The 26,431-nt window shown below is 68.2% G+C and carries 24 protein-coding genes; 9 read left to right on the top strand and 15 right to left on the bottom strand.

The features are described from left to right. Nucleotides 1-5 precede the first annotated feature (5 nt). The 10 genes from treY to IRX98_RS16800 form a co-directional block, all read right to left on the bottom strand. On the bottom strand, nt 6-2,315 hold the full coding sequence (gene treY / locus IRX98_RS16845; protein WP_224278728.1) for a malto-oligosyltrehalose synthase: 2,310 nt from the start codon (nt 2,313-2,315) through the stop codon (nt 6-8). Next, nucleotides 2,312-4,492 (bottom strand): glycogen debranching protein GlgX, encoded by a 2,181-nt coding sequence (gene glgX, locus IRX98_RS16840; protein WP_224278726.1) that lies wholly within the window; start codon nt 4,490-4,492, stop codon nt 2,312-2,314. The genes treY and glgX overlap by 4 nt, the downstream gene beginning before the upstream one ends. A 184-nt stretch (nt 4,493-4,676) precedes the next feature. Beyond that, nucleotides 4,677-6,242 (bottom strand): M20/M25/M40 family metallo-hydrolase, encoded by a 1,566-nt coding sequence (locus IRX98_RS16835; RefSeq protein ID WP_224278724.1) that lies wholly within the window; start codon nt 6,240-6,242, stop codon nt 4,677-4,679. A 215-nt stretch (nt 6,243-6,457) separates the two neighbouring features. Continuing rightward, nucleotides 6,458-6,898 carry a pilus assembly protein TadG-related protein gene (locus tag IRX98_RS16830; RefSeq protein WP_224278722.1) on the bottom strand — a complete coding sequence of 147 codons (441 nt, stop codon included), beginning with the start codon at nt 6,896-6,898 and terminating at the stop codon, nt 6,458-6,460. Next, nucleotides 6,895-7,362, bottom strand: a complete 468-nt coding sequence (locus IRX98_RS16825) for a hypothetical protein (protein WP_224278720.1) — start codon at nt 7,360-7,362, stop codon at nt 6,895-6,897. The genes IRX98_RS16830 and IRX98_RS16825 overlap by 4 nt, the downstream gene beginning before the upstream one ends. Continuing rightward, nucleotides 7,359-7,760, bottom strand: coding sequence for a TadE/TadG family type IV pilus assembly protein (locus tag IRX98_RS16820; protein WP_224278719.1), 402 nt, complete (start codon nt 7,758-7,760; stop codon nt 7,359-7,361). The genes IRX98_RS16825 and IRX98_RS16820 overlap by 4 nt, the downstream gene beginning before the upstream one ends. Nucleotides 7,761-7,768: 8 nt before the next feature. Next, a complete protein-coding gene (locus tag IRX98_RS16815; RefSeq protein ID WP_224278718.1) occupies nt 7,769-7,966 on the bottom strand; it encodes an RNA-binding protein in 198 nt (65 codons plus the stop codon). Nucleotides 7,967-8,018: 52 nt separating this feature from the next. Next, complete coding sequence (locus IRX98_RS16810; protein ID WP_224278717.1) at nt 8,019-8,960, bottom strand: type II secretion system F family protein; 942 nt, start codon at nt 8,958-8,960, stop codon at nt 8,019-8,021. Continuing rightward, a complete protein-coding gene (locus IRX98_RS16805; protein ID WP_224278716.1) occupies nt 8,957-9,811 on the bottom strand; it encodes a type II secretion system F family protein in 855 nt (284 codons plus the stop codon). The genes IRX98_RS16810 and IRX98_RS16805 overlap by 4 nt, the downstream gene beginning before the upstream one ends. Then, on the bottom strand, nt 9,811-10,098 hold the full coding sequence (locus tag IRX98_RS16800; protein WP_224278715.1) for a P-loop NTPase family protein: 288 nt from the start codon (nt 10,096-10,098) through the stop codon (nt 9,811-9,813). Before IRX98_RS16800 ends, IRX98_RS16805 begins: the two co-directional genes overlap by 1 nt. Nucleotides 10,099-10,287: 189 nt before the next feature. On the opposite strand from IRX98_RS16800, the gene IRX98_RS16795 reads away from it, so the two are divergent. Then, nucleotides 10,288-12,867, top strand: coding sequence for a hypothetical protein (locus IRX98_RS16795; RefSeq protein ID WP_224278714.1), 2,580 nt, complete (start codon nt 10,288-10,290; stop codon nt 12,865-12,867). 116 nt (nt 12,868-12,983) lie between these two features. On the opposite strand, the gene IRX98_RS16790 is transcribed toward IRX98_RS16795, so the two are convergent. Next, complete coding sequence (locus IRX98_RS16790; protein ID WP_224278712.1) at nt 12,984-13,499, bottom strand: hypothetical protein; 516 nt, start codon at nt 13,497-13,499, stop codon at nt 12,984-12,986. Between the two features lie 677 nt (nt 13,500-14,176). Between IRX98_RS16790 and IRX98_RS16785 the strand changes: the two genes are divergently transcribed. The 4 genes from IRX98_RS16785 to IRX98_RS16770 all read left to right on the top strand — a co-directional run bounded on the left by IRX98_RS16785 (nt 14,177) and on the right by IRX98_RS16770 (nt 17,218). After that, nucleotides 14,177-14,893 (top strand): hypothetical protein, encoded by a 717-nt coding sequence (locus IRX98_RS16785; RefSeq protein ID WP_224278710.1) that lies wholly within the window; start codon nt 14,177-14,179, stop codon nt 14,891-14,893. Between the two features lie 82 nt (nt 14,894-14,975). Beyond that, nucleotides 14,976-15,131 (top strand): hypothetical protein, encoded by a 156-nt coding sequence (locus tag IRX98_RS16780; protein ID WP_224278707.1) that lies wholly within the window; start codon nt 14,976-14,978, stop codon nt 15,129-15,131. Nucleotides 15,132-15,443: 312 nt separating this feature from the next. After that, entirely contained in the window at nt 15,444-16,061 is a 618-nt protein-coding gene (locus IRX98_RS16775; RefSeq protein WP_224278705.1) for a hypothetical protein, read from the top strand. Next, complete coding sequence (locus IRX98_RS16770; protein WP_224278703.1) at nt 16,058-17,218, top strand: helix-turn-helix domain-containing protein; 1,161 nt, start codon at nt 16,058-16,060, stop codon at nt 17,216-17,218. Before IRX98_RS16775 ends, IRX98_RS16770 begins: the two co-directional genes overlap by 4 nt. Before the next feature lie 72 nt (nt 17,219-17,290). On the opposite strand, the gene IRX98_RS23590 is transcribed toward IRX98_RS16770, so the two are convergent. From IRX98_RS23590 to IRX98_RS16750, 4 genes are all read right to left on the bottom strand, one after another. Then, nucleotides 17,291-18,424, bottom strand: a complete 1,134-nt coding sequence (locus IRX98_RS23590) for a DUF5677 domain-containing protein (RefSeq protein WP_224278701.1) — start codon at nt 18,422-18,424, stop codon at nt 17,291-17,293. A 708-nt stretch (nt 18,425-19,132) separates the two neighbouring features. Further along, nucleotides 19,133-19,486, bottom strand: coding sequence for a Mov34/MPN/PAD-1 family protein (locus IRX98_RS16760; protein ID WP_224278699.1), 354 nt, complete (start codon nt 19,484-19,486; stop codon nt 19,133-19,135). Beyond that, entirely contained in the window at nt 19,483-21,243 is a 1,761-nt protein-coding gene (locus IRX98_RS16755) for a ThiF family adenylyltransferase (protein ID WP_224278697.1), read from the bottom strand. The genes IRX98_RS16760 and IRX98_RS16755 overlap by 4 nt, the downstream gene beginning before the upstream one ends. A gap of 2 nt (nt 21,244-21,245) precedes the next feature. Beyond that, nucleotides 21,246-21,476 (bottom strand): hypothetical protein, encoded by a 231-nt coding sequence (locus IRX98_RS16750; RefSeq protein ID WP_224278695.1) that lies wholly within the window; start codon nt 21,474-21,476, stop codon nt 21,246-21,248. A 326-nt stretch (nt 21,477-21,802) separates the two neighbouring features. On the opposite strand from IRX98_RS16750, the gene IRX98_RS16745 reads away from it, so the two are divergent. From IRX98_RS16745 to IRX98_RS16730, 4 genes are read left to right on the top strand one after another with little or no spacing between them, the layout of a single operon-like run. Further along, nucleotides 21,803-22,189 (top strand): hypothetical protein, encoded by a 387-nt coding sequence (locus IRX98_RS16745; RefSeq protein WP_224278694.1) that lies wholly within the window; start codon nt 21,803-21,805, stop codon nt 22,187-22,189. 1 nt (nt 22,190) lies between these two features. Further along, nucleotides 22,191-23,147 carry a hypothetical protein gene (locus IRX98_RS16740; RefSeq protein WP_224278693.1) on the top strand — a complete coding sequence of 319 codons (957 nt, stop codon included), beginning with the start codon at nt 22,191-22,193 and terminating at the stop codon, nt 23,145-23,147. Further along, on the top strand, nt 23,144-24,250 hold the full coding sequence (locus tag IRX98_RS16735) for a hypothetical protein (RefSeq protein ID WP_224278692.1): 1,107 nt from the start codon (nt 23,144-23,146) through the stop codon (nt 24,248-24,250). Before IRX98_RS16740 ends, IRX98_RS16735 begins: the two co-directional genes overlap by 4 nt. After that, on the top strand, nt 24,243-26,033 hold the full coding sequence (locus IRX98_RS16730; protein WP_224278691.1) for an AAA family ATPase: 1,791 nt from the start codon (nt 24,243-24,245) through the stop codon (nt 26,031-26,033). Before IRX98_RS16735 ends, IRX98_RS16730 begins: the two co-directional genes overlap by 8 nt. The last annotated feature ends 398 nt before the right edge of the window (nt 26,034-26,431 follow it).

Genomic DNA, 26,431 nt, shown 5'->3' with positions numbered 1-26,431 from the left:
CTGGATCAGTCCTTCCTCACCAGCAGGGCGACGGGGTGCACCGCCAGCAGGTCGGCCAGCCGGCCGTCGGTGTCGAGCCCGGTGAGCACGTCGTGCCACGTCCCGGGCGGGAGGTCGAGCGTCGTGTCGCCCCAGCCGCCGGCGGCCTCGAGGCCGACGGGGAGCCGGGTGACGACCGTGATCGCACCACCGCGGTCGTACGCCACGGCGTGGCCGGCGGCGGAGCCCGTCGCGGCGACGGGTGTGTAGCCGGTGAACAGCTCGGGCCGCTCACGGCGCAGGGTCAGCGCCGAGCAGGTGACGTGCAGCTTGGCGGCGGCATCGTCCTCGGCCGTGCCGGCGAGCACGGCGGCGCGGTGGTCGAAGTCGACCGGGCGGCGGTTGTCGGGGTCGACGAGCGACGTCTCCCACAGCTCGCTGCCCTGGTAGACGTCGGGCACGCCCGGCATCGTCAGGGCCAGCAGCTTCGCCGCCAGCGAGTTGGCCTGCGCGGGTGCGTCGATGCGGGCGGCGAGGTCGGTCAGCACCGCGCGAACCTCGTCGGAGGCGAACACCGCGTCGACGGCGGCGTGCACCGCGGCCTCGTACGCCTCGTCCGGCTCGGTCCACGTGGTGTGGTCGCCGGCCTCGCGCATCGCCTTCTCGGCGTAGCCGTGGAGGCGCTCGGGGAGGTCGGGCAGGTGGTCGGGGGTCCACGCGCCGAGCACGGCCTGCCACAGCAGGGAGCCGAAGGCGGGGTCGGGGACGGGCGCGAGGCGCAGCAGCTCGTCGAGCGCCTGCTCCCAGTGGCCGGGCTCCTCGGCCAGCACGGTGATGCGGGCGCGGACGTCCTCGCCGCGCTTGGTGTCGTGGGTCGAGAGGGTGGTCATCGAGACCGGCCAGTCGCGCTGGCGGGCGGCCATCGCGTCGTGGAAGGTCGCGACGTCGACGGAGAAGACCGACGGGTCGGCGCCAACCTCGTTGAGCGAGGTGAGGCGCGACCAGCGGTAGAACGAGCAGTCCTCCACGCCCTTGGCCATCACCATGCCGGAGGTCTGCTGGAAGCGGCGGGCCGGCTGGCCCCACTCGTCGTTCATCACCGGCTCGAGAACGTCGTAGGTCCCCGCGAGGTCGGGCCGCTCGGCGCGCGCGGCGGCGAAGGCCTCGTCGAGGTGGTGGCGGCCCTCGGGGAGGTAGGAGCGGTAGACCGGGAAGCAGGCGAGCAGCTCACCGATGGCGTCGGCGACGGCGTCCTCGTCGGCGCTCTCGTCCCGGGCCTCGAGGTAGGTGGCCACCTCGCGGGAGATCCGCAGGACCTCCGAGTGCAGGATCCCGTCGGCGACCGCGCGCTTGTTGTCGTGGACCATCCGGGCCCAGTCGACGGAGTCGCCGCGGAGCCGGTCCTCGAGCGCCGTCAGCGGCGCCTCGCCGGCGGGGTCGGTGAGCACGCGGTCGACGAGCGCGAGCGCGTCGTAGCCGGTGGTGCCGGCGGTCGCCCACTCGGACGGCAGCTCCTCCCCCGGCTCGAGGATCTTCTCGACCAGGACGTAGGCCCCGCCGGTCAGCGCGGCGAGGTCGTCGAGGTAGCGCTTGGGGTCGCGCAGGCCGTCGGGGTGGTCGACGCGGAGGCCGTCGACGAGCCCCTCGTCGAACCAGCGCTTGATCTCCACGTGGGTCTCGGCGAAGACCTCGGGGTCCTCGACGCGCACCGCGGCGAGGGTGTTGACCGCGAAGAAGCGGCGGTAGTTGAGGTCCTCGTCGGCCGCGCGCCAGTTGACCAGCTCGTAGTGCTGCTCCTCCAGCGTGGTCGTGCCGGGCGCCAGCGGGAAGCGCTGGTCGTGGTAGCGGACCTCGCCCCCACCCCTGGCCGAGGGCACGACCTTGATCGCGTCCTCGTCGTCGTCACCGATGACAGGGATGACGATGCGGCCGTCACCCGCGGCCCAGTCGACGTCGAAGGCGTTGGCGTGCTCGGAGGCACGGCCCAGCCGCAGCACGTCCCACCACCACGGGTCCTCGCTCGGCGTGGCCACGCCGACGTGGTTGGGCACGATGTCGACCAGGATCCCCATGCCGAGGCGACGCGCCTCGGCCGAGACCGCGGCCAGGCCGGCCTCACCGCCGCGCTCCTCGTCGATGTGGTCGAAGGCGACGACGTCGTAGCCGTGGGTGCTTCCCGGCTCGGACGCCAGGATCGGCGAGAGGTAGACCCAGTCCACGCCGAGGTCGTGGAGGTAGGGCAGCACCCCTGCTGCGGCGTGCAGGTCGAAGTCCTGGCTGACCTGGAGCCGGTAGGTGCTGTGGGGCGTACGCATCGCGCTGGCGGGATCGGTCACGGGGCGTCCGTACCCGACCGAGCGGCCAGCGATGCGGCGACCGAGTGGTCCGGGCTGGCCTCGGGCTCGGAGTGCTCGCGGAGCACGACGAGGCTGTGGGTGCCGAGCGCGAACGTGCCGCCGGCCTCCAGGGTCGCCTCGGCGTCGGCGTCACCGCCGGTGTCGATCACCACGTCCCACGCGGCGGCGTACTCCTCCGTCGGCAGCGTCACCTGCGCGTCGCCGTCGGCGTTGAAGTAGAGCAGGAAGTGGTCGTCGGTGATGGCGCCGCCGCGGGCGTCCTTGCCGGCGATGCCGTCGCCGTTGAGGTACATCCCGATGGCCTTGCCGCCCTCCCAGTCGCCGTCCTCCATCGGCTCGCCGTCGAGGTCGAGCCACACGATGTCGTTGAGGCGCTCGCCGTCACCGGTGCGCACGGTGTTGCCGGTGAAGAAGCGCTTGCGGTGGAAGGTCGGGTGCTCGGCGCGCAGCTTGGCGACCGCGGCGGTGAACTCGATGAGCGGCTTGTCGGCCTTGTCCCAGTGGACCCAGCTGATCTCGCTGTCCTGGGCGTAGGTGTTGTTGTTGCCGTCCTGGGTGCGGCTGAGCTCGTCGCCGTGCAGCAGCATCGGCACGCCCTGGCTGAGCAGCAGGGTGGCGATGAAGTTGCGCTGCTCGCGGGCGCGCGCCCCGAGGATCTCCGGGTCCTCCGTGGGCCCCTCGACGCCGTGGTTCCACGAGCGGTTGTGGCTCTCGCCGTCGTTGTTGTCCTCGCCGTTGGCGTCGTTGTGCTTCTCGTTGTAGGACACCAGGTCGCGCAGCGTGAAGCCGTCGTGGGCGGTGACGAAGTTGATGCTCGCGAAGGGCCGACGACCTGAGTGCTCGTAGAGGTCGGACGAGCCCGACAGGCGCGAGGCGAAGTCGCCCAGCGAGGGCTCGCCGCGCCAGAAGTCGCGCACGGTGTCGCGGTAGTCGCCGTTCCACTCGGTCCACTGGGGCGGGAAGCCGCCGACCTGGTAGCCGCCGGGGCCGATGTCCCACGGCTCGGCGATCAGCTTCACCTGGCTGACGACCGGGTCCTGCTGCACCATCTCGAAGAAGGTGGAGAGCTTGTCGACGTCGTAGAACTCGCGGGCCAGGGTCGCGGCGAGGTCGAAGCGGAAGCCGTCGACGTGCATCTCGGTGACCCAGTAGCGCAGCGAGTCCATGATCAGCTGCACCGAGTGCGGGTGGCGCACGTTGAGGGTGTTCCCGGTGCCGGTGTAGTCCATGTAGTAGCGCTGGTCGTCCTCGACGAGGCGGTAGTAGGCCGCGTTGTCGATGCCCTTGAAGCTCAGCGTCGGGCCGAGGTGGTTGCCCTCGGCGGTGTGGTTGTAGACCACGTCGAGGATGACCTCGATGCCGGCGGCGTGCATGGCCTTGACCATCGCCTTGAACTCCTGGACCTGCTGACCCTGCTGGCTCGAGGCGTAGTCGGCGTGCGGGGCGAAGAAGCCGAGGGTGTTGTAGCCCCAGTAGTTGCGCAGGCCCTGGTCGAGCAGGGTGGAGTCCTGGACGAACTGGTGCACCGGCATCAGCTCGATGGCGGTGACGCCGAGCTTGGCGAGGTGCGCGGTGATCGCGGGGTGCGCGAGACCGGCGTACGTCCCGCGCTGCTCCTCGGGCACGTCGGGGTGCAGCTGGGTCAGGCCCTTGACGTGCGCCTCGTAGATGAAGGACTCGTTGTAGGGGATGGAGAGGCGGCGGTCGCCCTCCCAGTCGAAGAACGGGTTGATGACCACGCCGTGCGTCATGTGCGCCGCGGAGTCGTCGTCGTTCTTGCTGTCCTCGTCGCCGAAGTTGTAGGCGAAGAGCGACTGGTCCCAGTCGATCTCGCCGGCCGTGGCCTTGGCGTAGGGGTCGAGGAGGAGCTTGTTGGGGTTGCAGCGCAGCCCCTGCGTCGGGTCCCACGGGCCGTGGACGCGGTAGCCGTAGCGCTGGCCGGGCTGCACGGTCGGGATGTAGCAGTGCCAGACGTAGGCGTCGACCTCGGTGACCTCGAGCTTCGTCTCGACGAAGCTGCCGGGGTGGTCCGGGTCGGGGTCGAACAGGCACAGCTCGACGCGCTCGGCGACCTCGCTGAAGAGCGCGAAGTTCGTGCCGCTGCCGTCGAAGGTGGCACCCAGGGGGTAGGCGGTGCCGGGCCAGGTCTCGGTCATGCTCTGACGCTACCGGCGACCCCCGGGACACCGGCTATTCGTCCACCCCGTCAGGTGGTGCCGGTGACGACCGTCACCGCGGCGGGTGCTCGGCCGGGGCGGGCGACGGTGGTCGCCCTCCCCGGCCGAACGGTGCTGGCAGGTGAAGGACCTCACCCGGGAGACAGGTGAGGCACGGCCGGGATCAGCTGATCTCGGTGTGCTCGTGGTCGTGATCGTGCCCGTCGTCGCCACCCAGCGGCCCGGCGAACGTGTACTCCGGACCGGCCGGGGTCGGGATCGTGAAGTTGCCCGGCACCTCGCGTCCCTGGACGCCGTTGACGCCCTCGGTCGAGTAGGCGTAGGTCAGCACCGCGAACGCGACGGCGTCGGAGTTGACGTCCAGCGCCTCCTGGTCGACGTTGTCGATCGTGTCGCAGGCCTGGTGGTAGCACTGGTCGAAGGACTCACCTGCGACACCACCCCAGATCGCCTGCTGCTCGGCGGTCTTGACGACCTCGGCTCCGGTGAAGAGACCACCGGACGGAATGCCGTTGTTGATGAACGCCTGGTAGTCGCTGCGACCGCTGAACGCCGAGTCGTCGTAGGGGGCGTTGCGCACCGTGTAGAACGACTCGAGCGTGCGCTCGATGTCCTCCGAGCCCTCCGGCACCGGGACCGGCGCCACGAAGCTCGACTCGTTGGCGTCGTAGATGCCGAGGTAGTAGTTCGGCGAGCCGATCATGTCGAAGTTCAGGTAGAGCGCGATCTCGTCCTTCTCGGCCTGGGTGCGCTGGGCGACCCAGGCGGACGAGCCGAGCAGGCCGATCTCCTCGGCACCCCACCACGCGAAGCGCACGGTGTTGTGGGGCTTGTGGTTGCTCATCGCCTCGACCACGTCGAGCAGCCCGGCCGAGCCGCTGCCGTTGTCGTTGATGCCCGGGCCGGCGGGCACCGAGTCGAGGTGGGCGCCGGCCATGACGACGTTGTCGTCGACCTCGCCCTTCAGCTCGCCGATGACGTTGAAGTCGGTGACCTGCCTGAAGGCGACGGCCACGCGGGCCGTCGACCCGGGCTGGGCCAGGGACTGGCCCGCGCCGAAGCTCGTGCCGACCACGGGGATGTCGACGACGGTCGGGTTCTCAGGGGTCGGCCCGAGGGTCGGGTTGATCACGCCGTTGCGATCGGCGGCCGCCGTGTCACCCTGGTTGAAGATGATGACGGCAGAGGCACCGGCCGCCTCTGCGTTGATCGCCTTGACCGAGAAGTTGCACGAGCCGCGCTGGAGGAGGGCGATGGAGCCCGCCGGGAAGCCGGCGAAGTCTGCCGTCTCGCAGCCGCTGCTGTTCGCGCGGGTGCCGACCAGGTTGATGTCGACTGCCACCACGGGCCTGGACACGTCGCCCTCGCCCGTGCCGGTCGCCCCGGTGTGGGCGTGCGCCACCGACGTAGGCGTGAGCTGCTGCAACACCGTGTCGGTGGCGTTGTAGGTGAACGGCACGATCTCGGCCGACCAGCCCGACTTCTCGAGCACGTCGACCACGTAGTCGACGCTGGCCCGGTAGCCGGGGGTCCGGGTGGCGCGCGTGCCGCCGTTGGCGTCGGCGATGGCCTGGAAGGCCTCGAGGTGCTTGGTGACACCTGGGGCAGAGACGCACCCGAGGAGCTTGGAGTACGTGTTGTTGTTGCGGTTGTCGCAGGCCTTGTTGCTGGGGGCCGCGACCGAGGGCGAAGCCGCGAGCGGCACCGCCAGTCCTGCTGTGGCAACCATGAGACCGGCTGCCGCGGCGCCTAGAGATCGTCCAGAACGCTTGCTGACCATGGAGGACTCCTTCGTCACTCATCTGTGGAGCACCGGGCATTCGGGGTGTTGCCCGTGGACGCAACCTAGTGACTCAGCCCGACTGTGACTAGTGCCACAACAGCCCGTTCGGGCCATGGCGCACCACCCGACCGGACCAGCGGCGGCGTCACCCCGCGGGTAGGTCAGCGCACGGTCACAGCAGCCGTGCTGCTGGCCCCGATCCTGGGGCTGGCGGGCGACCCCGGGATCCGCAGCGGCAGGTCGAGGGGCGCGCGCAGCAGCACCGTCACCGAGCGGCCGGTCGCGTCGACCCGGACGGCCACGTCGATGCCGGGGTACTTCGCACCCGCTTCGGCCCGGGTGAGGTAGTCGCGCACGGCCGCCTCGACCGCGGCCTCCTGCTGGAGCAGCCGCTGTCCGTCGAGGCCCTGCTCGTAGACGCCGGCCGAGCCGAGGTCCGCGCCGTAGAGCGCGGCCCCGTCGGCGAGGTTGTCGAGCCCCTGTCGCTGGAGGTACGCCGCCGAGGCGTCCACCACGACCACGATGGCCATCACGAGGATGCCGGCGAACCCGAGGATCAGCATCGTGACCTGGCCGGCCTCGTCGCGCACCCGCCGCCTCACGGGTCCAGCTCCCCGTCGTCGTCCGGCGCGCTCTCGACGTACTGGCCGATGGGCACGGTGTGGGTGGCGTCGAGGGAGAAGCTGGGCGCGCCCTCCTCATCGAAGATCGCCGGGAAGAGCGGCAGGTCGACGCCTGAGTCGACCCGCACGGTGATGACAGCGGTGCCGGCGTGGCAGCTGCCGGTCGGCGACTCGCAGGTGACCTGCACGCGCGCCCGCTGGCCCGGAGCGCCCTGGTCGGCGAGGACCTGCTGCACCACCGCCTCGGCCCGCGCCTGGCCGGTCGCGTCGTCGGGCGCGAGAGCGTACGCCCGTCCGGCCGCCCGTGCGGCGGCCGTCGTGGCGAACGCGCCCTGCTGGACCTCGAAGACCGACAGGATGATCCAGACCAGCGGGACGATCAGGATGATCGCCAGCCAGCTGAACTCGACCAGCGCGGAGCCGGAGTCGTCGCGGCGCCTCACGGCTGCACCGCAGTCTGCTCGGCGATGGCGTGGCCCTCGACGCGGACGCGGATCCCCGCGTCGCCGAGGCCGAGGACGGCCACCTCCGCCTCGACGACCGCCTCGTAGCCCGGGGCACCACCGACCAGGGCCGGTCGCACGCTGACGGAGCGGGAGAACTCCGGGGACAGCGCGCCGTCGACCAGCTCCTGCACCTTGGCTGCACCGGCGGGCGCCGACGATCCCGCGACGGCGGCGTGGCGCGCCCCCTCGGACGCGGCGGAGGCGAGGGTGTTGCGCACGTGCAGCACCAGCGCGAGCTGGAGGATGCCGAGGACCAGCGGCAGCAGGACCAGCAGGACGAGGACGAAGTCCACGACCGCCGCCCCGCGCTCGCCGGACCGGGCGCGAGCCGACACGGTCCGGCCTAGCCCTGCACCATCGAGAAGGCCTGGCGCAGCAGCCGCATGAGCTCGTCGCTCACGAACGGCGTCAGCGCGGCGACCACGATGGCGGTCATCAGGGTGACCATCACCCAGCCAGGGACGTCCCCCCGGTCGTCGCGTGGTCGGTCGACCGCCGGGAGGGCGATCTGGAGGAGGAGTCCCGAGATGAGGCGGTGCATGTCGTGTCCTTTCAGGGGGCGACAGGTCGGTGGTGGCGGAGCGAGGAGGGCGTCAGGGCGTGGTGAGGCGCAGCCCCAGCACGCCGGGGTAGAAGGCGAACAGGATGGTCACCGGCAGCACGAAGAAGACGACGGGCGCCATCATCGCGATCTCCTTGCGCGCGGCGGTCTCGATGAGCAGTCGGCGCCCGGCCTCGCGTACGTCGGCGGCCTGGGCGTGCAGCACGTCGGCCAGGGGCGTGCCGCGCTCCATCGCGACGGTGATGCCGGTGGCGAAGCGCGCCACGATCGGCAGACCGGTGGAGCGGGCGAGCGACTCGAAGGCCTGGCCGACCGGCTCCCCGGTGCGGATCCGAGCCAGCACCTTGGCCAGGTCCTCCGACAGCGCGCCGTGGCTGCGGCGCACGACCCGGTCGAGCGCGGCGACCGGGCTCTCGCCCGCCGCGACGGAGAGCGCGAGCAGCTCGGCGACGGTGGGGAACTCGGTGAGCACCTGGCGTTCGCGGTTCTTCACCTGGGTGCTGAGCCGGTTGTCGCGCAGGAACACACCGCAGACGAAGCCGAGGAGACAGAACACCACGGCCGACCCGACGCCGCCGACGCCTCCCAGGGCGCGGAGCAGCGCGATCGCGGCGGCCGCACCGAAGCCGGTCAGCCCCCACACCACCTGCTCGATGCGGAAGTCCTGCACGGACCGGTCGAGCCCGGCGCGCTGGAGACGACGGCGTACGGACGTGCTGCCGCCGAGGACGCGCTCGACGAGGTCGGCGGCCGAGTGCAGCACGGGCCCGAAGATCCCGGCCGCGGCCGACGTCGGGCTGCTCGGCGCGGGGTGGAGCGCCCGAGGCTGGTCGCGGAGCGGGACGTCACGGAGGTAGGGCAGGACCCGCACGTCGAGCTGCGGGCGCCGCAGCACCACCACCCGGAGCACGACCATCAGGAGGCCTACCGCGGCGACGCCGCCGAGCGCCCCACCCCAGATCGCGGCGCTCACGACAGGATCCGCTTCTCGACCGGGAGCCGGCCGATGCGCATCATCGCGGTGTAGGCGAGCACGCAGACGCCGGCGCCGATCCCCAGCACGATCACGCCGCCGGGAGAGGCGTACTGGCGGATCGCCGTGGTCTGGAAGGACATCAGCAGCAGCACGATCCACGGCGCCGAGACCGCGAGCCGGGCACCGTTGACGGTCCATGCCTGGCGCGACTCGAGCTCGGAGCGGGTGCGCGCGTCGTCGCGCAGGAACCCGGAGAGGTTGCGCAGCAGGCGGCCGAGGTCGCCCCCGCCGACCTCGCGGGCGAGGCGCAGGCCCTCGACCACGCGATCCCCGACCGGGTCGGCGAGACGGTCCTTGAGCCGGTCGAGGCACTCGCCGAAGCGACCGGTGACCTGGTAGTCGAGGGCGAAGCGGGCGAAGTCGGCCCGCAGCGCCTCGGGGCCGGTGGTGCCGAGCGCTGCGACGGCGTCGGGGAGGGACAGTCCGGCGCGTACGGCGCTGGCGAGGTTGTCGACGGCCTCGGGCCACACCTCGGCGAAGTCACGCAGGCGCCGAGCGGCCCGCTGGCGCAGCACCGCGATCGGCAGGTAGGCCGCCATCGCGGCGAAGACGAAGGCCACCGGGGCGGTGCGGGAGACGGCCTGCACCAGCACGAAGGCGACCACGAAGAGGACCGCGCACAGCGACAGGACGCTCGCGGAGGTGACGTCCCCCAACCCGGCCCGGCCGAGCAGCCTCCCCAGCGCCGTCGACGTCGGGGTCGAGGTGCGCGGCTGGCGCGGCAGCGCGAAGGCCGACCAGACCAGGAGAAGCCCCACGCCCACGCCGAGGCCGACCAGCGCCCCCATCAGCGCTCCCCGGCCGTGCTCGCCAGGACCTGGTGGATGTCGATGCCGACGCGCTCGTAGCGCTCGACATGTGCGGGCACTCCCCCGGTGCGGCGCAGCTCTGCGCCCTCGCGCACGAAGATCGGCTCCACCTCGATGACGTCCGCCTCGACGCGACCCGGGACCGCGACGATCTCGTTGACGCGGCGTACGCCGTCGGCGCCGAGGCCGAGGTGGACGACCAGGTCCACCGAGCTCGCGACCGTCGGCACGACGAACCGTGCCGAGATGTTGTCACCCGCCAACACGCCAAAGGGGATGTGCGTCACCTCACCGCGCCGGCTCCGGCGCTGAAACAAGGCACGCGGCGCAAACGGCACAGGACTGCGCTGCAGCTCCCTTGGCGAAGTCCGACACGCCGCGTGCGGATAAGCCTGTGCACTCGTCGGAGAAGTCAAGCATCATCTGCGGTGGCGGTCGGCGCGTAGGAGGGCTTAGTGGCATTCAGGGGCAAGGCACAGCAGTCGCACGAGACGTTCACCTCCCCCGAGGAGATGTACCTCAGCGGCGCGCTCAAGCGCACCACGGAGGCAGTCCCCGCGCTCTGGCTGCACCAGGGCGACGTGATCCGTAAGTACGCCGAGGACCACCAGGACACCGCCGATCTCGCGCTCGAACTCCCTACCGGTACGGGCAAGACCATTCCCGGCCTGCTCATCGGCGAGTGGGTACGCCGCAAGGAGGAGGGCCCGATCCTGTACGCGGCGCCCACCACGCAGCTCGCGCGACAGGTTCTGGCAACCGCAACGCGTGAAGGCATCCCCGCCGTTCTCTTGGTCGGCAGCTGGCGCGACTGGCCGCCCGTTGACGAGAGTGCCGTCGAAGGCGGCGAGGCGATCGGGATTACGAACTACTCCACCGTCTTCAACAGCAGCCCGAAGCCCCCCATCCCTCGGCTGCTCCTCCTCGACGACGCCCACGCCGGCGAGCAGTTCGCGGGAGCCGAGTACGGGGTCACCATCAGCCGCTACAACGAGTCCGACGCGTACGACAAGGTGCTTGACGCCATCAGCCCGTTCCTGTCGGGACTACTGATCCAGCGGCTCCGAGGCGAGCCGGACCCAGGCGCACACCACCAAGTCCGGCTCGTTGTTCCGGCGCTCGACCCGACTGTGTTGGCCGCCCTAGACAGTGCTCTGTCGAAGGTCACCGGCAACCTCAGCTACGCCTTCTCCATGATCCGCGCCGGACTTGCGTCCTGCTGCGTGTACCTCTCCTACGGCGGCATCCAGATCCGGCCGATGATCCCGCCCACATTCGAGAACAAAGTCTTTAACGGTGCGAAACAACGGATCTACCTTTCCGCCACCCTCGGCGGTGGCGGCGAGCTGGAGCGCGCGTTCGGGCGCAGCCACATCACCCGCATGCCACTCCCCACAAAGACGCCGCCTCGATCAGGCCGTCGCCTCTTCGTGTTCCCCGACCTCGCGGCCGGCGGAGACCCGGACACCCTGACGAAGCAGATCGTGGCCGTCACCGACAAGGCCCTCGTCCTTGCTCAGGACACGATCGAGAAGACAGAGCAGACCGCACGCGCGCTGGCACGCAACGGGGTGCCAGTGTTCGGGAAGGCTCAGGTCGAGCACGATCTCGGTCCGTTCGCGGCCGCGCAACGAGGCGTGCTCGGGCTGGCGAATCGATACGACGGGCTCGACCTCCCTGGGGACGCATGCCGGGTCGTAGTGCTCGCGGGAAAGCCCGATGCGACGAACCTCCAGGAGAAGTTCCTCGGCGAACGCGCCGACGCCGGGTCAGCGCTCGCCGAACGGCTCCGCACTCGCATCGTCCAGGGCGCCGGCCGGTGCACCCGCGGACCAAACGACTATGCCGTCGTCGTGGTGCGCGGCTCTGACATCACCAGGTACTTCAGCAAGTTCGAGAACCGTCGTTCGCTAGAACCAGAGCTCCAAGCTGAGATCGACTTCGGATGGCGTAACAGCACCGGCGCCCAACCCGCCGAGATCCTCGACAACGTCCGCGTCTTCCTCGAGCACGGCCCGGACTGGCGCGACGGCGGCGAGCCGGCCCTCGCAGAGTTCCGTCGCGACGCCGTAAAGGTCGACCCGCCCGGTTCAGCTGCCCTTGGTGAGGCCGCCCCGAATGAAGTGTCGGCCTGGGAGGCGGCGTACTCCGGCGCATGGTTGACCGCATCCGAAAAGGCCGTCGAAGCTGCTCGGGTCGTGGGTCAGGGCGGCGACGCAACGCGGGGATACCGTGGCGTCCTACTGTACCTAGCCGGAGTGTGGCTTTTTCAAGGAGCTGCTGACGAGGCGCAGCGCTCCCGAGCTCGCGCGCTTGTCCGGCAGGCCGAGGCGGCCGCAGCGAACCGTGGCACCTGGCTGCGCGAATTGCGCGACCTCCCCGGCGCCGACGAGATCGAGCTGTCGGGCATGGACGTCGTCGCTGTTAACGCGATCGTTACCCGGTTGACCGGGCAGCTCAAGCCCAACAAGGTCATCGCGTCACTCGACCAGATGCGCATGAATCTCGACCAGGACGAGGCAGCCGCCTACGAGTCCGGCCTCATCCTCCTTGGAGGCTTCCTCGGAGCAGAGTCGTACAAGCCCGAGGGCGACGGACGATGCGATTCAGCGTGGGTCTGGGACACCGCGTTCTGGATGACCGTCGAGGCCAAGTCGGAGCAGGATGAGGAAGGCGTCGTTGCGCTGCGGTACGTGCGCCAGGCCAACACGCAGCTCGAGCAGCTCGCGCACGATCGGGGTCTCAACTATGCGCCGGCGGGGAGTGTCTCAGTCATAGTTTCCGACCGGCAATCGGTCGATCCTCAGCACGCTCCAACTGCGAACCCAAACGTGTATCTCGCAACGCCCGAGGTGGTTGCCGAGATCGCCGCCGACGTCTCGGCCGCGTGGACCGACTTCCTCACCACGGCGGCAGGCGTGCAGAACACTCGCGCATTGCGGGCGCGCGTCCGGGACGTCCTCACTGCGTTCGGATGCCTTCCCTCCCAGATCGCGGAACGGCTCACCCAGAACCGCATTCGGCCCGACGACTGAGCGCGCTCCGAGGCGTCACGCACGTGCGGCACTCACGCAGGCCCGGGCGGCCGTTCTAGAGCACAGAGGTCGCACCCCGAGAGTGTGAACCTCGTTTGCCGATGCTCCCGCCGGAATCAGCCGCCGGCGCGCTGGACGATTGTGACCTTGGTCCCGAGCGGGACCGTCACGCGGATGCCACCGCGGGGATCGGCCGCGACCTCAACCCCAGCGAGAGGCGACTGCGCCGCCGGGCTGGCGAGGTCGCGGATCACCGCGACCATGCAGCGGTCGACCGCGTCGTCCCCCGCGTCGTCGTAGATGTTGAGCACGCCCCTGTCGTCGAGATCGCGCACGAAGGTGCGCGTGTCGAAGTAGCGCACCGGACGGGCCTCGCCCCGCTTCCACGGGTTGCCGGGCACCGGCTGGCCGATGGCCGCGGCCATCTCCATTGCGGGCTGCACGTCGAACACGACTCGGCCAGGCTGCTCGCCGGCGTGCCAGCCTCTGATGTAGTAGATCGACACGATCTGGTCGCGGTACACGCCGACGAGGTAGTCCGTCGATCCGGTGCCGCCGTACTCGTACAGCGCCTCACTGCTCACGCCGGCCCACTCTGCGGTGGTGTCGCGCTCGAGTTGCTCGAGCAGCACGTCGTCGGGGATACCGAGACGGACCTGCTCGACGAGGCGTCTCATGCTGCGCTTGAGATTCACTACGATCACTTGCGGGGTCTTGTTTCAGGAGATCTCAGCGGGACCGCGGAAGGCTTGCTAGGGCTGGTCGCGGTCCCGCACCTATAACTCGCAAATCATTCCGCCATCAAGATGATGAAGATGCCAGGGCGGCCGGCGCGGCAGGCCATCCCAATGCCGCGGTGGCCACAGCTGGCGGACTGGCTATAGAACTCGTTCACCGCCTGGACTGCCTGCAGGGGGTCCTCAATCGCGTGCAGGCGTGCGGCCTCGGCGTCTATGGCCGCTTCAAGCAAGGGGTCGAGCCGGTGGTGGGCCTGGTAGCCCTGCGACGTTAACGAGGTGGCACGCGCGCACGCGCACAGGTGATCGCGGTCGTTGCAGTGACCGTCCGGCGGCGCGCCGCAGGGCGGGCGAGTCCGGGCATTGCTATGACCCTGGCCGGGACCAGAGGATCGGGATCTCGCCGTGAGACCAGAAGACCCGGGGTTCACTCCGCTCTCGTCGGACGCGCTCTCTGCGGAGAACCCTGCTGCGGTGTCGCGTTGTGTCGCTAAGGTGCGCCCGTGCCTACTCCCGCCTCTGCGCCGATCTTGGACGTCGTCGCTGAGCGGGTCGCGTCATCGAAGCGGCTGGTGCCCTCCTTCGTGCCAATTGCACCCGTGCTGGGGGCCTTCCTCATCACGGTGGGGCAAGACCTCGACGACGGAAGGGACTGGGCTTGGGCTCTTGTCGGCTTCGGCCTCTGCCTGGCCGCGGGCGCGCTGATGTGGTTGCGGGAGTCGGGCGTGAGGACCTGGCGGGCAGCGTCCGAGCTTGAGGCGGGTCGGCTGTACGTGGCGATGAAGGACGCGTTGCAGCCCGTGGCAGAGCTGATCGCGGCAATGCCGGCCAAGACGAAGCGCCAGCGTGAGGCCGAAGCGGAGAAGGTTGCCACCCAGGCAACGGGTGCCCTGACGTTGCTGCTGAAGGACGTGGACCGGCTCCGGGCGGTCGTCTACCAGTTGCAGGACAGCGGCGACATGACGGCGGTCGCCTACCACGGCCGAGCCGACACGCCCTCACCGTTCCTCAAGGCGACGCCGCGCGGCGACCTCGCTCTCAAGATGGTGTCCGACGGGAAGGACTGGTTCGAGAAGGACACGTCCGCGGCGACGAACCAGGCGTACGCCGGCAGCGGCGCGGGCTACCAGACGTACATCTCGGCCGCCATCCGTTCGGACACCGACGGGTTCGGGATGGTGACGGTGGACGCACCCAACCCGGGCGACTTGGTTGAGACCGACCGCCAGATCGTGCTCCTCGTGGCGGACCTTCTCGCCATCGCGTTCGCCGAAGCAGACCGCACGTAGACGCGTTGGCAAGAGTGTGGCTGATGTCGGTGGGGTCGTGCACAGTACGGCTACGATGTGTTCGAAAGTACAGGAGGTAGCGATGTCGAAGGTACGTCTGACGAAGGTCACGCCTCGCAAGGTCGAGGACGTCACCTCGCCGGCCGCTGTGCAGCGCATCTGGGCGGAGGCCTCACGGGTCGTTCGCCAGGAGTCGGCGGCCGTGCAGCGGCGCCGCAAGCGCGCGATCGCTGGCTGACCCGCCTCTGGTAGCACCCTACGGACGGGGGCTGCGTTCCCGACACCGACTTCCATACCGCGGGCAATCGTGCTGGACAGCTGCCACCAAGCTGTTGAGGCTACTGGGAGTCACTGGGGCCTCTCGCACTCAGGAAGACTCGTAGTTGTCGGGAGCGCCCCACTTTCACAGAGCCTTCGCTGCGGTTTTCCGGGCTCGCGGTTCGCTTTTCGGCGTGGTGGTGGCCGCGGCGCGCCGTCGTCATGATGCACTGATGCCGGGAAACGGGTTCGCGATTGACGGTGTGACATTCTGACTATTATCCTCATCGGTATGTCACATGAACTCCACATGGCCAACCTCGCTGAGGTGGCGTCCGAGGTCGAACAGGCCGTCGAGGAGAAGGCCTACACCGTCGACCTCGCGATGGACATCAACGACGACTTCGAGAACCCTCAGGCGCGCGCCCTTCTCATGCGTGACCTGGTCGTTGCGGCCGCGGTGGCCGCAGCCGGCCGCCTCGGCACCGTCGAGTGCCAAGCAATTAACGGCACGGGCCGCGAGCTGCGTGCGACGGTCGGTCGCGCTGACCGGCGCTACCGCATCAAGAGGGCGTGCAGGATCCGGGGCGAGCTGGAGGTACGCGCCAACTCAGACTCCGCGCTGGTCGGCTTGGAGGAGCCGGAAGACGCCGTCCTGTTCGGCCACATCGAGCAGTGGGTCTTCGGCTGGCACCTCGACTGCAACGAGCGAGTCGACGAGATTTTCGTGGCACGGGTCCTCCCCACCCCCCGGGGCGCTACCTACCTCCAGCTCGGACCTCGCCACACCCTTTTCAAGGCTCCCCCGAGTGATACCGACACCACGCCTCGGTTCGAGGGCGGACCCGACGAGGGCCTGCCTGGGTTCGACGGCGACGCCGACGACGACCTCGGGGCCGGCTGGCAGTGAGTCCCACTCCGCAGCCCAAGTCCTTCGACCGGACCGCGGAGATCGGCCGCCGGATCCGGCGGATGCGCATAGTCAACGGCTTCGACCAAGCCGACCTGGCGGTGCGCGCCGGAATCTCGGCCGGGCTCATGTCCCACATCGAGACCGGTCGCTCTTCGTGCCCTCCTGAACCGCTTGACCTCATCTCGAGGGCGCTGCGCTGCCGACCGGAGTTCTTCACCGAGATGAGCACGACGATGGAGGCGGCCCCTCCATTGCTGCGCGCTTATGCCGACGCGCCGAAGAAGGAGCTCGATCGGCACCTCGGCGAAGCAACGACGGTCGTGGACGTCATCCGCCACCTACGGCTGCGTCGGATCCCGAACCGGCTGCCGGTCTTCGACGGCGACCTCGAAAACAGCGAAGCGATCGAGGAGTTCGCGGCCCACGTTCGAGTGGTCGCCGACCTGGAGCCCGCTGCGGTGGTGGGCAACGCGACTCGGCTCGCTGAACGCCTTGGTTGTGTCGTGCTACCCATGACGGGGGAACTGGGCCGGCACCTGGGGTTGTCGACTCACTTCGGCGACATCAACGTGATCTGCGTGGGTAGGCCCTCTCGCGTGCCCCAGTGGCATGTCCCGGGAGACCGACAGCGACTGACCGTCACCCATGAGCTGGCCCATCTGGTTCTCCACGCAGGAACCTCAGTCCCAGACGGTCCACGTGCCGCCCGTGAGGTCGAACGCCAAGCGTTCCGCTTCGGCGCCGCCCTCCTCACGCCTGCGGAAGTGATGATCGAGGAGCTCGACTCCAACCGGGGTCGAGTGACCCTGAAGTTGCTTGCCGAGATCAAGTCGCGCTGGGGCGTGTCGATCAAGATGCTGGTGGGCAGGTTCCGGGACTTGGGAGTCATCGACGAGGACCAGGCGCGCAGTCTCTACAAGCAGATCTCTGCTCGCGGCTGGACGCGGCAAGAACCGGTCGAGGTCCCCAACGAGACAGCCATCTGGTTGCGCAGCTCCCTGGCCGAGACCGCGTCCGGCGACGTCGCCGCTGCCGTGGCCCAAGCCGCGAATGACACCTACCTCGATGCTTCCTACTTCGAGGACTGGATTGACTGGGAGCCCTCCACCCCCGCTCCCCCGGCGACTGACGCTCAGGTCATCCCGCTGCGGTAACGGACGAGGTGGCTCACTGGGCGGGAGTCTTGGGCTACGCCGGCTGACCCGTCGGGCAGTCGGGCCGTCGGACTATGCGCCATCGGCCTTGGAGAAGGCGACCCAAGCGCGGTCGAGCAGTTTGTCCAAGACCATCACAGCGATGATGTCGGCTGGGTGTTCGGCCACGTCCGGCGCCGAGTACAACGCGTTCTCGGTGACCTGGGTCAACGCCATGAGCGCCAACTGGCCGGCATCGGCCATACCTCGTGATGAGGGTCCGGTGTTCCTGTAGGTGACGTCGCCGATGGTCTCGTGGTTCATCACCCAGGACTTGGCGTCGGCGTGGACCTCGTGGCTGGCCCATGAATAGTGCATGCGCATGTGGTCGGCGCTTGCGAGCACCTCCAGATCCTTGAACCGGGGTGCCTTCTGGTTGCGCATCACGCGGGCCGCCCACCCGTTCGGCTTGCCAAAGGCGTCGCCGTACCGGGCGACCGCCTCGTCACGCGGCTCCTGCAGCTCGTCCATCTCCGCGGCGCTCAGTGGTGCATAGCCGAGCTTCGGCGCGACCTCCTGGTACTCGACTGCGTCGATCCAGCTGACGACGTCGGCATGCCGGAGGTAGCGCTCTGCGAGGTCAGGGTGATCCCCATCTGGACCACCATGCTGGGCGAGGACGGTAGAGATCGTTGCGATCTCCTGCAAGGTGCGGGAGCGAGCCAGGGCGCCGGCGCCCAGACCTGCGCGCAACAAGGCAAACACCTCGGAGCCGACACGGCAGGCTCTGGCCTGGAGGCCGATCTGCGCGTGCACCATCGCCGAGGGCGAGACCCCTGCCGGGGTGAAGTGGCGTCGGCTGAACGCCTCGCCCACCTCGTGGCTGGAGACCCACAGGGTGCGGTAGGCAGCGAGCGCGTCGCCCCACCTTTCCTGCACCTCGGCGGCCTGAGCGGCGTCGAGCGCCGCGTACTCGGCGAGCATGTTGGACGCCGTCGCGCGCAGGGTGGCAACTATTCGTTCCGCTGTTTCGTCGAAGACAGCGGGGACGTTCTCGGCGAACTTCTCCAGGACTCTTTCCTGAGCCTGTTTTCCTTCGATCTTCGAAACCGCCTCGTCCAGGGTGTCCCACAGCGCCTGGCTCATGCCGTCCAGCGACGCGAGCAGGCTCGAACCCGCGTCTCGGGGCGTTGCGCACTCCTCAGCGGCCGCAGCCTCGTCTTCCACAAAACCAAGGGTGCCCGTCAGACGGCTTGCCTGCCGCTTCGGCACGCTGGTTCGCGTGTCCGAGGGTCGAAGGATTCGCCCAGTCACATGCGGACGGGTGCAGATACATTGCGCTGCTGCCCGCCTGAGTCGTCTACCGAGCGTTTGACGCGCCCCGCGTACCTCAAGTGCGTACAGCAAGCGGTTCGCCTGCGAGCTACGCGATGCTGGTGGCCGTGCTGTGCCGGGTCAAAGCCAAGTGCGAGCCTCGACGACTGCGCACGCAGGCAAGAGTTGCGGCACACGACGTGCTTGCCACAACCGGGTTCCCCGCTTCCTCCGTTCGCTGGGCGGGGCCGGCGAGCGTCACGTGGGTCGGCGCCCATTGCCAGCGAAGCCTTGAGGCGTGGGCCTGAGCACGGCCGGGCGTACGCGGACTCAACATGGGAAGTGTGCAGTTTCACGCTCGAACCACGTGCCTAATCCTCGCCCGCCACAATCGAATTGGGGATGTGCACCTCCGTCGCCAGTCAACTTCAACGCCCCGCGCAGTCCTCACCGGGAGGGGACAGTCGCCAGACCGTGCAGCAGACCCGTCCGGGTTCTGGCGACGTCCGCCCTATTGAACGCGGGGTTCGAACACCTCGAGCACAACGGCGATGGGCTTGAGCCCACCAGTCAGGCACCACAGGAAGGGCGCATCTTCCGCGCGCGGTCCGACAATCATCATCAGCGGGCGAGGTGTCCGTGCGTCCTTCGAGCGGCGAACAGCACGAAGCGTCCGACGGTCGCGCAGCTTGGATAGGGCGCGCCACCTGGGTGGGTATGCCAATCTCCGAGGTAGGTCGTGAGTCGCCCAGACGCCTCGTACACCTCGCCCAACCGTGCCATCTGCCACTCCTGGTCCGGTACGAGCCAGGTGGTGCCGCGCTTGGTCCGGGGACCGGATGCAATGCAACTCGTCACGACGACGTCGTCTCCGGACCAGTAGCCCAGGAGCATCCCGCCGGCCTCGAGCGGCTCGTGTTCGCCCGCCTCGTGTGCGATCTCTGCGGCGACCTGGCCGGAAACCCACGCCTTCATGAAGTCGACCTGTGGGCGAGGTCGTTGTTGCAGTCGGGGTGGCGGTCCAGTGCATGAGCGTGCCAGCTCGCCGGCGTCGGGTTGCCGGAGTCATCGACGAAGCGGACTGTGAACACGTCCGCGGGAAGAGTGCCGTACCCGTCCGGTCCGGTGAGAAAGCTGGCGGCTACTTGCGCCGTCTGTGCCGCGATGGCAGCAAGGTCGAATCCGGCGCCGGTGTAGGTCGGGTCTGGGCACCCTGGCGGTTGAACGCCTCCAGGAGGTTCGTGGGCGGGGAGCGGGGCGATCGTGGTGCTGAGATGGTTCTGCCAGCACATCCAGCAGACGCCGCCGTCAGGACGCTGCAGTGCGACCACTCCGGACCGGACGCCCGGCAGTGCCTCGGCGCGCAGGTACGCGACCCCGTTCGCGCTGGCGGTGTCGGACAGGAAGTGCTGAACGCTGAGGTCCGCCGCGGCGTCGATGACCAGGTCGACATCTCGAACGATCTCGGTCATCGAGAGCTCGGCGTCCTCGTGTTGCTGCTGGGCTCGGTCCCGCGACAAGCGCGGCATCCCGACCTGACGTACCAGCCCTGCCAGTTCGGTGTAGGGCTGGGTGGCGTGGACGGTCTGTGCCGCGAGTGCTGCCTTGGCACGTCCCGTCGTTGCGAAGGCACCAGCGTTTCGGATCGCGGTGGCTGCGTTCATGTAGTCGCCGTCGATCAGGTACATCTTCGCCGGCGCCATGCAACCGAGCAGGGACACCAGCTGTGCGCCAAGGCCACCGAGCCCGACGAGCGCGATGCGCGCATGCTGCATTGAGGTCAAACGCGGCTCGCGCGTATACAGGTCATAGTGACCGGCGCGCTCGACACGAACGAATCGCGGCCGCCGCCACGGCTTCCGTGCTCGGTCGCGATGCCGGACAAGGACCACCCAACCCTGGCCAGTACGTCGGTGGGCAGACTCCTCGGGAAATCCGACGAGCAGGATCTGCAGGGCGCTCGCCTGAGTGTTCCGCGGCCGGCCGGGGACCCCTTGGAGGAGATCCTCCATTCCGGGGAACACTCCTCCGGCCGCCGCCCACCACGAGTTCGGGTCATCGGCCGGCGGCTGGTGGTCCAACTGCGCCCAAGCGATGCGGACCTCCCCCAAACGGTTCGCCTCCGCATCGCGCATCGGCGGGTCAACGGGAGTACTGACGTCGCGGCCACCCGCGTCGCGCAGTGCGTACACGTGTCCGCGGAGCGGGGTGCCGTACGCTCCCCGCGTGTAGGCAAGGTCAGCTGTCCCGAAACGTGCGTCACCGGGCACGAGAGATGAGTCGACGACGACCATCTCTTCGAGGTCGTCCGGGCGCAGGTAGGCGCTGAACGGCTCGGCTTGCTGCACCTCCAGTTCGGGTCCTGCGCTCCCCACATCGGCCTGGTTCGCCTCGACGACCTTGTTCAGCTGGACAGTGAGCAGCCAGGCGAGGGTGTGGCTAGGCTCCCACGCCCCGCGCCCAGTCTCGAGTAGGCAGTACTCCCCTGTCGTCGGGCTCACATGGTGCCGGTAGCCGAGGTCAGGGCCAGTGACGAAAGGCTTGAAGTAGGGGAAGTTGTCGGGGTAAGTGGCGGTGAAGCCGCGGGTCACGCCGTCGATCGGAACCTCGGCGGTGAGGCAAATGATGCCTCGATCGTCCCGCTGCTCCTCGTCGAGGACGAACGGGATGTCCGCCTCCTCCAGCGCGTCGAGTTCGCGCTGGAGGAGGTCGGGGCGGTCGCGGAACCACACGGTCAGGCCACGGGCCGGTGCGGCGGTCGCGGGGGGTCTACCGGGCCGGGAGTCGGCGGGTGCGGGGGGTGGTCCGGCTTGTCGGGGTGGTCCGGCTTGTCGGGGTGGTCCGGCTTGTCGGGGTGGTCCGGCTTGTCGGGGTGGTCCGGCTTGTCGGGGTGGTCCGGCTTGTCGGGGTGGTCCGGCTTGTCGGGGTGGTCCGGCTTGTCGGGGTGCTCGGGCTTGGGGGTCATGGTTCCTCCCTTGAGGAAATGGGGGCGTGCCGCGTGGGGCCTTCACCACGTCAAAGGACCCTTGACCGCCCAGATGTCAACCCTTGTCACCCAGAGATCGAGGAGGGCGAACAGGCGCAGGCTGCCCTCACGGCCGCCAGAACGCCATCCACGTACGTTCGGCCTGTCGTCGTCGTGTCGACACCCCGGTCACGGCCGCAACCTTCGAGTCGCAAGCGCCCCGCGCGCCATCCCGTGAGCAGGTCACCGCGCCTCCCGCCGCGCAGGCGTAATCTGGCACCACCTCCCACACCGTGTCCCTCGACAGCCTCTACCTATGAAGGTCCATGGACGTCTCACTGATCAGAGCCAAACTCGGCTTCGGACCCGAGCCCGGTGTCGCTTGGTTCAGCCTCGACGAAGCAGACGTCGGATTCGCCCCTCAGAAGGCACCGCGCCACCGCGCCGTCATCGTCCGGGCGTGGCGGGCCACCGACCCCATGACCTACGTGTTCGCGCGCTCGGCGACCAGCAGGCGAGGATGGGGGCACGACGCTCACGCGCACACCGAAGAGTTCGAGAAATGCTGGCTCAACAAGAGAGCGAAGATCGTCACCGAGTGGCCCCTCACCGTCAAGACGCAACTTCTTGACGATCGCCACTCGATGTGTGCAGAGCCCGACGAGAAGGCCACTGCCGCAGTACTCGCCGCACCGATCCCTGGCGGTGGATGACATGACCGACAACCCCGCCTGGGACCAACTTCTCGACGAGCACCGAACGCTCGTCATGGGTCCTCTGTGGCTCAAGCTGCTCGAGGACGTCGTCCGCAGTGTCACCCCCCGCTACCCGCCCAGCGTCTACTCCGAGACCGGCGAGTGGAACCAGCACGCCCGCGAGAACCTCGTTCAGGACGTAACCGTCCACCAGCTGCTCGAACAACATCAGCTCAGTTACATCGTCGACTCCTCCACCAGCACCTCCATGGCCACCGCGCTGCTGCACCGACTCGTGCGACGAACGCTCGCCTACAACCGCCGGCGTACCGTCATCGACAACATCCTCGATCGCTGCCGAACCCTTCACTCGTTCGAGAGCACCAGCGGACCCGGCCCAAGCAACGAGCGGCTGCTCGAGGCCGTCAGGCACGTTGCACGAATCCCCCGAGTGGGTATTCATAAGGAGGAGCGAGCCCCCTCTGTGTACACAACGGACTCGCTTCGGGACATCCTGCAGATCGCACAGGACCACCTCGGCTCAAGCTTCAGCGAACGCGACTTGGCCAAAATTCTGGAACACGTGTTGACAAGCTACCTGCCAAGCGCCCTTGAACAGATCGACGCACGTACGCATGCACCCTCACCAGAACTAGGCCCCGACCAAGAAGCGGTTGTCGCAGATGTCCTTTCCGAACTGTTCTCCTCGATGAGCCAGGACCAACGCACGGTTGTCGCGATGAAGCTCGCCGACCGGTCCGACACTGAGGTGGCCCACCAATTCGGCATCTCACGCCCAACTGCGGCCAAGCGGTTTCGTGAAGCGGCGAAGTTCATCGAGACCGCGGTCGTCGACCTACCCACACGGGTGCAAGACGCCGTGCTACGCGAACTCCCCTACCGACTCGAAGCCGATCTACCCATCCCCGCCTCCAACAGTGACCGCCAAGCTCCGACGCAGGAGACACACGAATGACTTCCTCACCTTCCCTTCCGTCGTGGCTCAGCGACGCCACCGCCGCCCATCTATCCGCGACCAATGCCGACGTGAATGCCGTCGACACGGCGGATCCAGCGCAGGCCAGTGGCGCCACCTACGCTTTGGCCAATGAGCCTGCCAAGGGCCAGATCCGCCGTCTTGAGCCGATGGACGCCGACGGAACTGCAGCCCGTTTGGTCCTCGTCGTCAATGCTGACTCCAGCTCAGCTGCCGTGCAGGTGGTGCTGCTAACCAACGAGTCGGAAATGGGCAGCGATCGAGACACCCGACTCACGCCAGATCTCACGGGCCTTCCGTACGACGTGCTGGCTCTCTTCGACGTCACCGCCCCGGCTTGGTATGTCCAACTGGGACCCGTTCTGGCGACCATCGACCTCGACGAAATCGAGTTCCTGCCACCAGCTGGCACACCAGTGGCCGGGCCCGAGGATGCACGCTGGAACTGGAAGCAAGACGAGCACGATTCACTCGTTCGGCTTAGCGGGGAATGCGCGCGCCAGATAGTTGACGAAGGGGTGGACAACTTCGTCGACCCCGCCGCTCTTGACCTCGAGGCTGTTTCCGACGTTGAACTCGCCCTTATCGTGCGCGCAACAGCACCCTTGATGGATCGGGGCCGGCTCTGCATGCCGTTAGAGGCCTTGCGCAAGCTCGACGCGCACCGGGTCGACCCTCAATCGCGCTACTGGGAATCGGTTCGTTGCCTGCTCGAACTCGTCCCACGACATGACGACCTCGTCATTGCTGAACCCCTCGACCGGCTTCCCATTGCCCCTCGAGCACACATCAACAACGACCAGCTCGTAGTCGCTCTGAGCGCGGTCATGGAGAAGATGCCAAACACGTACCGGTCGCTGGGACTGTTCACATTGGGCTCGCTGTGGCAAGGCGAGACACTCAATGCGTGGGAGACCTCGGCCCAATCAACGCTGCACCTCAAACGCGCCACCTCGGGGGTCTGGGAGATGTTTGTCAGTGGACGGCGACACCAACTTGTCGTTCATGCAGTCGACGAGACCGATGCTCAGACCACCACTGCGAGCGGGCACCTCAAGACCAGGCGGCCCGCACATGCCTGAGGTGTGGTTCGAAGGCCTGACGCTGCGGTCGTGGCGCCTGGGCAACTTCAAGTCCGTCAGAGAAGCGACGGTTCAGTTGGCGCCGCTCACCGTCGTCGTGGGCGGTAACTCGGCCGGGAAGAGCACCCTGCTCCAATCGATTCGTGTCGCTTCACAGGCCGCCAATTCGGACCTGTCCGTCTTTCCCCTCAATGGTGAGCAGTTCAGGCCGGGCACGTTCGCAGAGACTCGGTTCGCCGGCGCCGAGGAAGCAGAACCAATCGAGATCGGTGGGGAGTTCAACCTCGGTCCGTTCCGTTCGGGCTACTTCGAGCGGTCCACAAACGCGGGCCCGTACGTCAACCGGCATCGTCCTAGGCGTCGACGCGACGAAGACGTGAAACTGAGCTGGCACCTCAATCTCCACGGCACGCCGGCGGACCAGTCGGCGGCGACCAATGTGCAGGCTGTAAAGGTCACCGCGTCACAGGGTGAAGAACTCCACGTCGAGCTGACTGTGAACGCGATTCGCGGAGCACGCGACCGCGGATTCGGACGTGACCAGCGGTACACGGGTACCGTCAACTATGGCGAGCACTTCGAGCCGGTGGAGGACGTTAGTCTGAGTGGAGGTTTCCCGCAGGAGCTGCTCAGGGAAGTCGACTTGGCCAACGACCTGTTCTGGAAGTGGCAGGAAACGCAAAGCCTGTCTGTCCGCTCGAACGTCAGCAGGCTCGCTGGGTCTGAAGAGCGCGCCGAGCCGCGTGAGGTGGATGAAGGCGTCCTGGTCGACCGGATCGTGAGTGATCTGAGGAAGGCCGTCGACGATTCGCCTCAGGCGGCGTCGCGACACACCGCAGAGCGTCTGCTGAGCGTGCGACTGAGAGAACTCATCTACTCCGATCCGGTCTCGGTCAGTTGGACCACAGACCTGGTGGTCAAGGTGGCGACCGCCGTCTCGGAACGGCTTGGGTGGCACGCTCGCGGCACGCGTTCGATGTCCATGCCCGACCTCATGGACGACGCGTTGGATGAAGTGCGTTTCTTTCTCGCGAACCGGGTGCAACACCTCGGTCCGCTTCGTATGGACCCTCAGGTGGTTTACCGGTCGTCACCGGCATCGCAGCCGGGGTTCATCGGCGCCAAGGGTGAGTACTCCGCGTCTGTTCTTCAGACCAGCGGGCGCCAGATGACCTCCGGCGCGCCCATGCCGCCCGATTGGTCTGCGCCGCGCCACCACAGGCCGACGTTGTCCCAAGCAGTGAATGCCTGGGCCGCGCACCTTGGCATCGGAGACTCGTTCGAGACCACCGACCAGGGCCGGTTGGGTCTACAGCTGTTCGTCAAGCAACCCGACGTCGACATCGAGCTCGACTTGACCAGCGTCGGGACTGGCGTAAGCCAGCTATTGCCGGTGCTGGTGATGTGCCTTCATGCTCCGCCTGGGTCGCTGCTGCTCATCGAGCAGCCCGAGTTGCACCTCAACCCGGGCGTCCAGCAGCGGCTCGCAGACTTCTTCTTGGCGATCGCTCGAAGCGGGCGGCAACTTCTCCTCGAGACTCACAGCGACTATCTGGTTTCCCGACTGCGGCTGAGGGCAGCCGAGGACGACGACGAGTCGACTCAGGAGCTCATCCGGGTGGTGTTTGCGGAGAGAACGAACGGCGTAACCAGCTACCACGAAGCGGCTCCGGCTCGAGACGGATCCATGGCGACGTGGCCGGCCGGTTTCTTCGAGGAGGCGGCTCACGACTCCTATGCGCTGCTCACGGCGATGCTCGAGCGCCGCGACGATCACGGCTGAGCCATGTCGAGGGGCATCTCGTATCGGTCGCGCCCGAAGTCGGGCAATCTCAATGCCCACACGTCATCGTGTGGGAGAGGGAGCTTGGTGATCTATCCCGCGTCGGCGCCCACCGACTCATTCACGCCTGAAAGTTGTAGCAGTTTGCTACGCTTGTGAGCAGCTAGACGCCCCGGGAGGTTCCAGTGGCCACTACGTCCACCACGCCGACACGCTTCGACGCTGCGTTGTTCGAGTCTGCGCAAGCCGCAGGTGCGCGCTCGCACCGAAGTGTGGTTCCCCCCGAATCGTGGAGGGCTTCTCTATGCGGCTTCCCGGTCGGGGGCCGCTGTGTCCTCGTAGTTGACCGGGCTCATCATGCCCGCCGAGCTGTGCCGGCGTTGGTGGTTGTAGAACCC

This window comes from Nocardioides lacusdianchii (genome assembly GCF_020102855.1).
Taxonomy (GTDB): Bacteria; Actinomycetota; Actinomycetes; order Propionibacteriales; family Nocardioidaceae; genus Nocardioides; species Nocardioides lacusdianchii.
The sequence above is the reverse complement of the archived record's forward strand: the minus strand, read 5'-3'. Positions and strand labels throughout refer to the sequence as shown.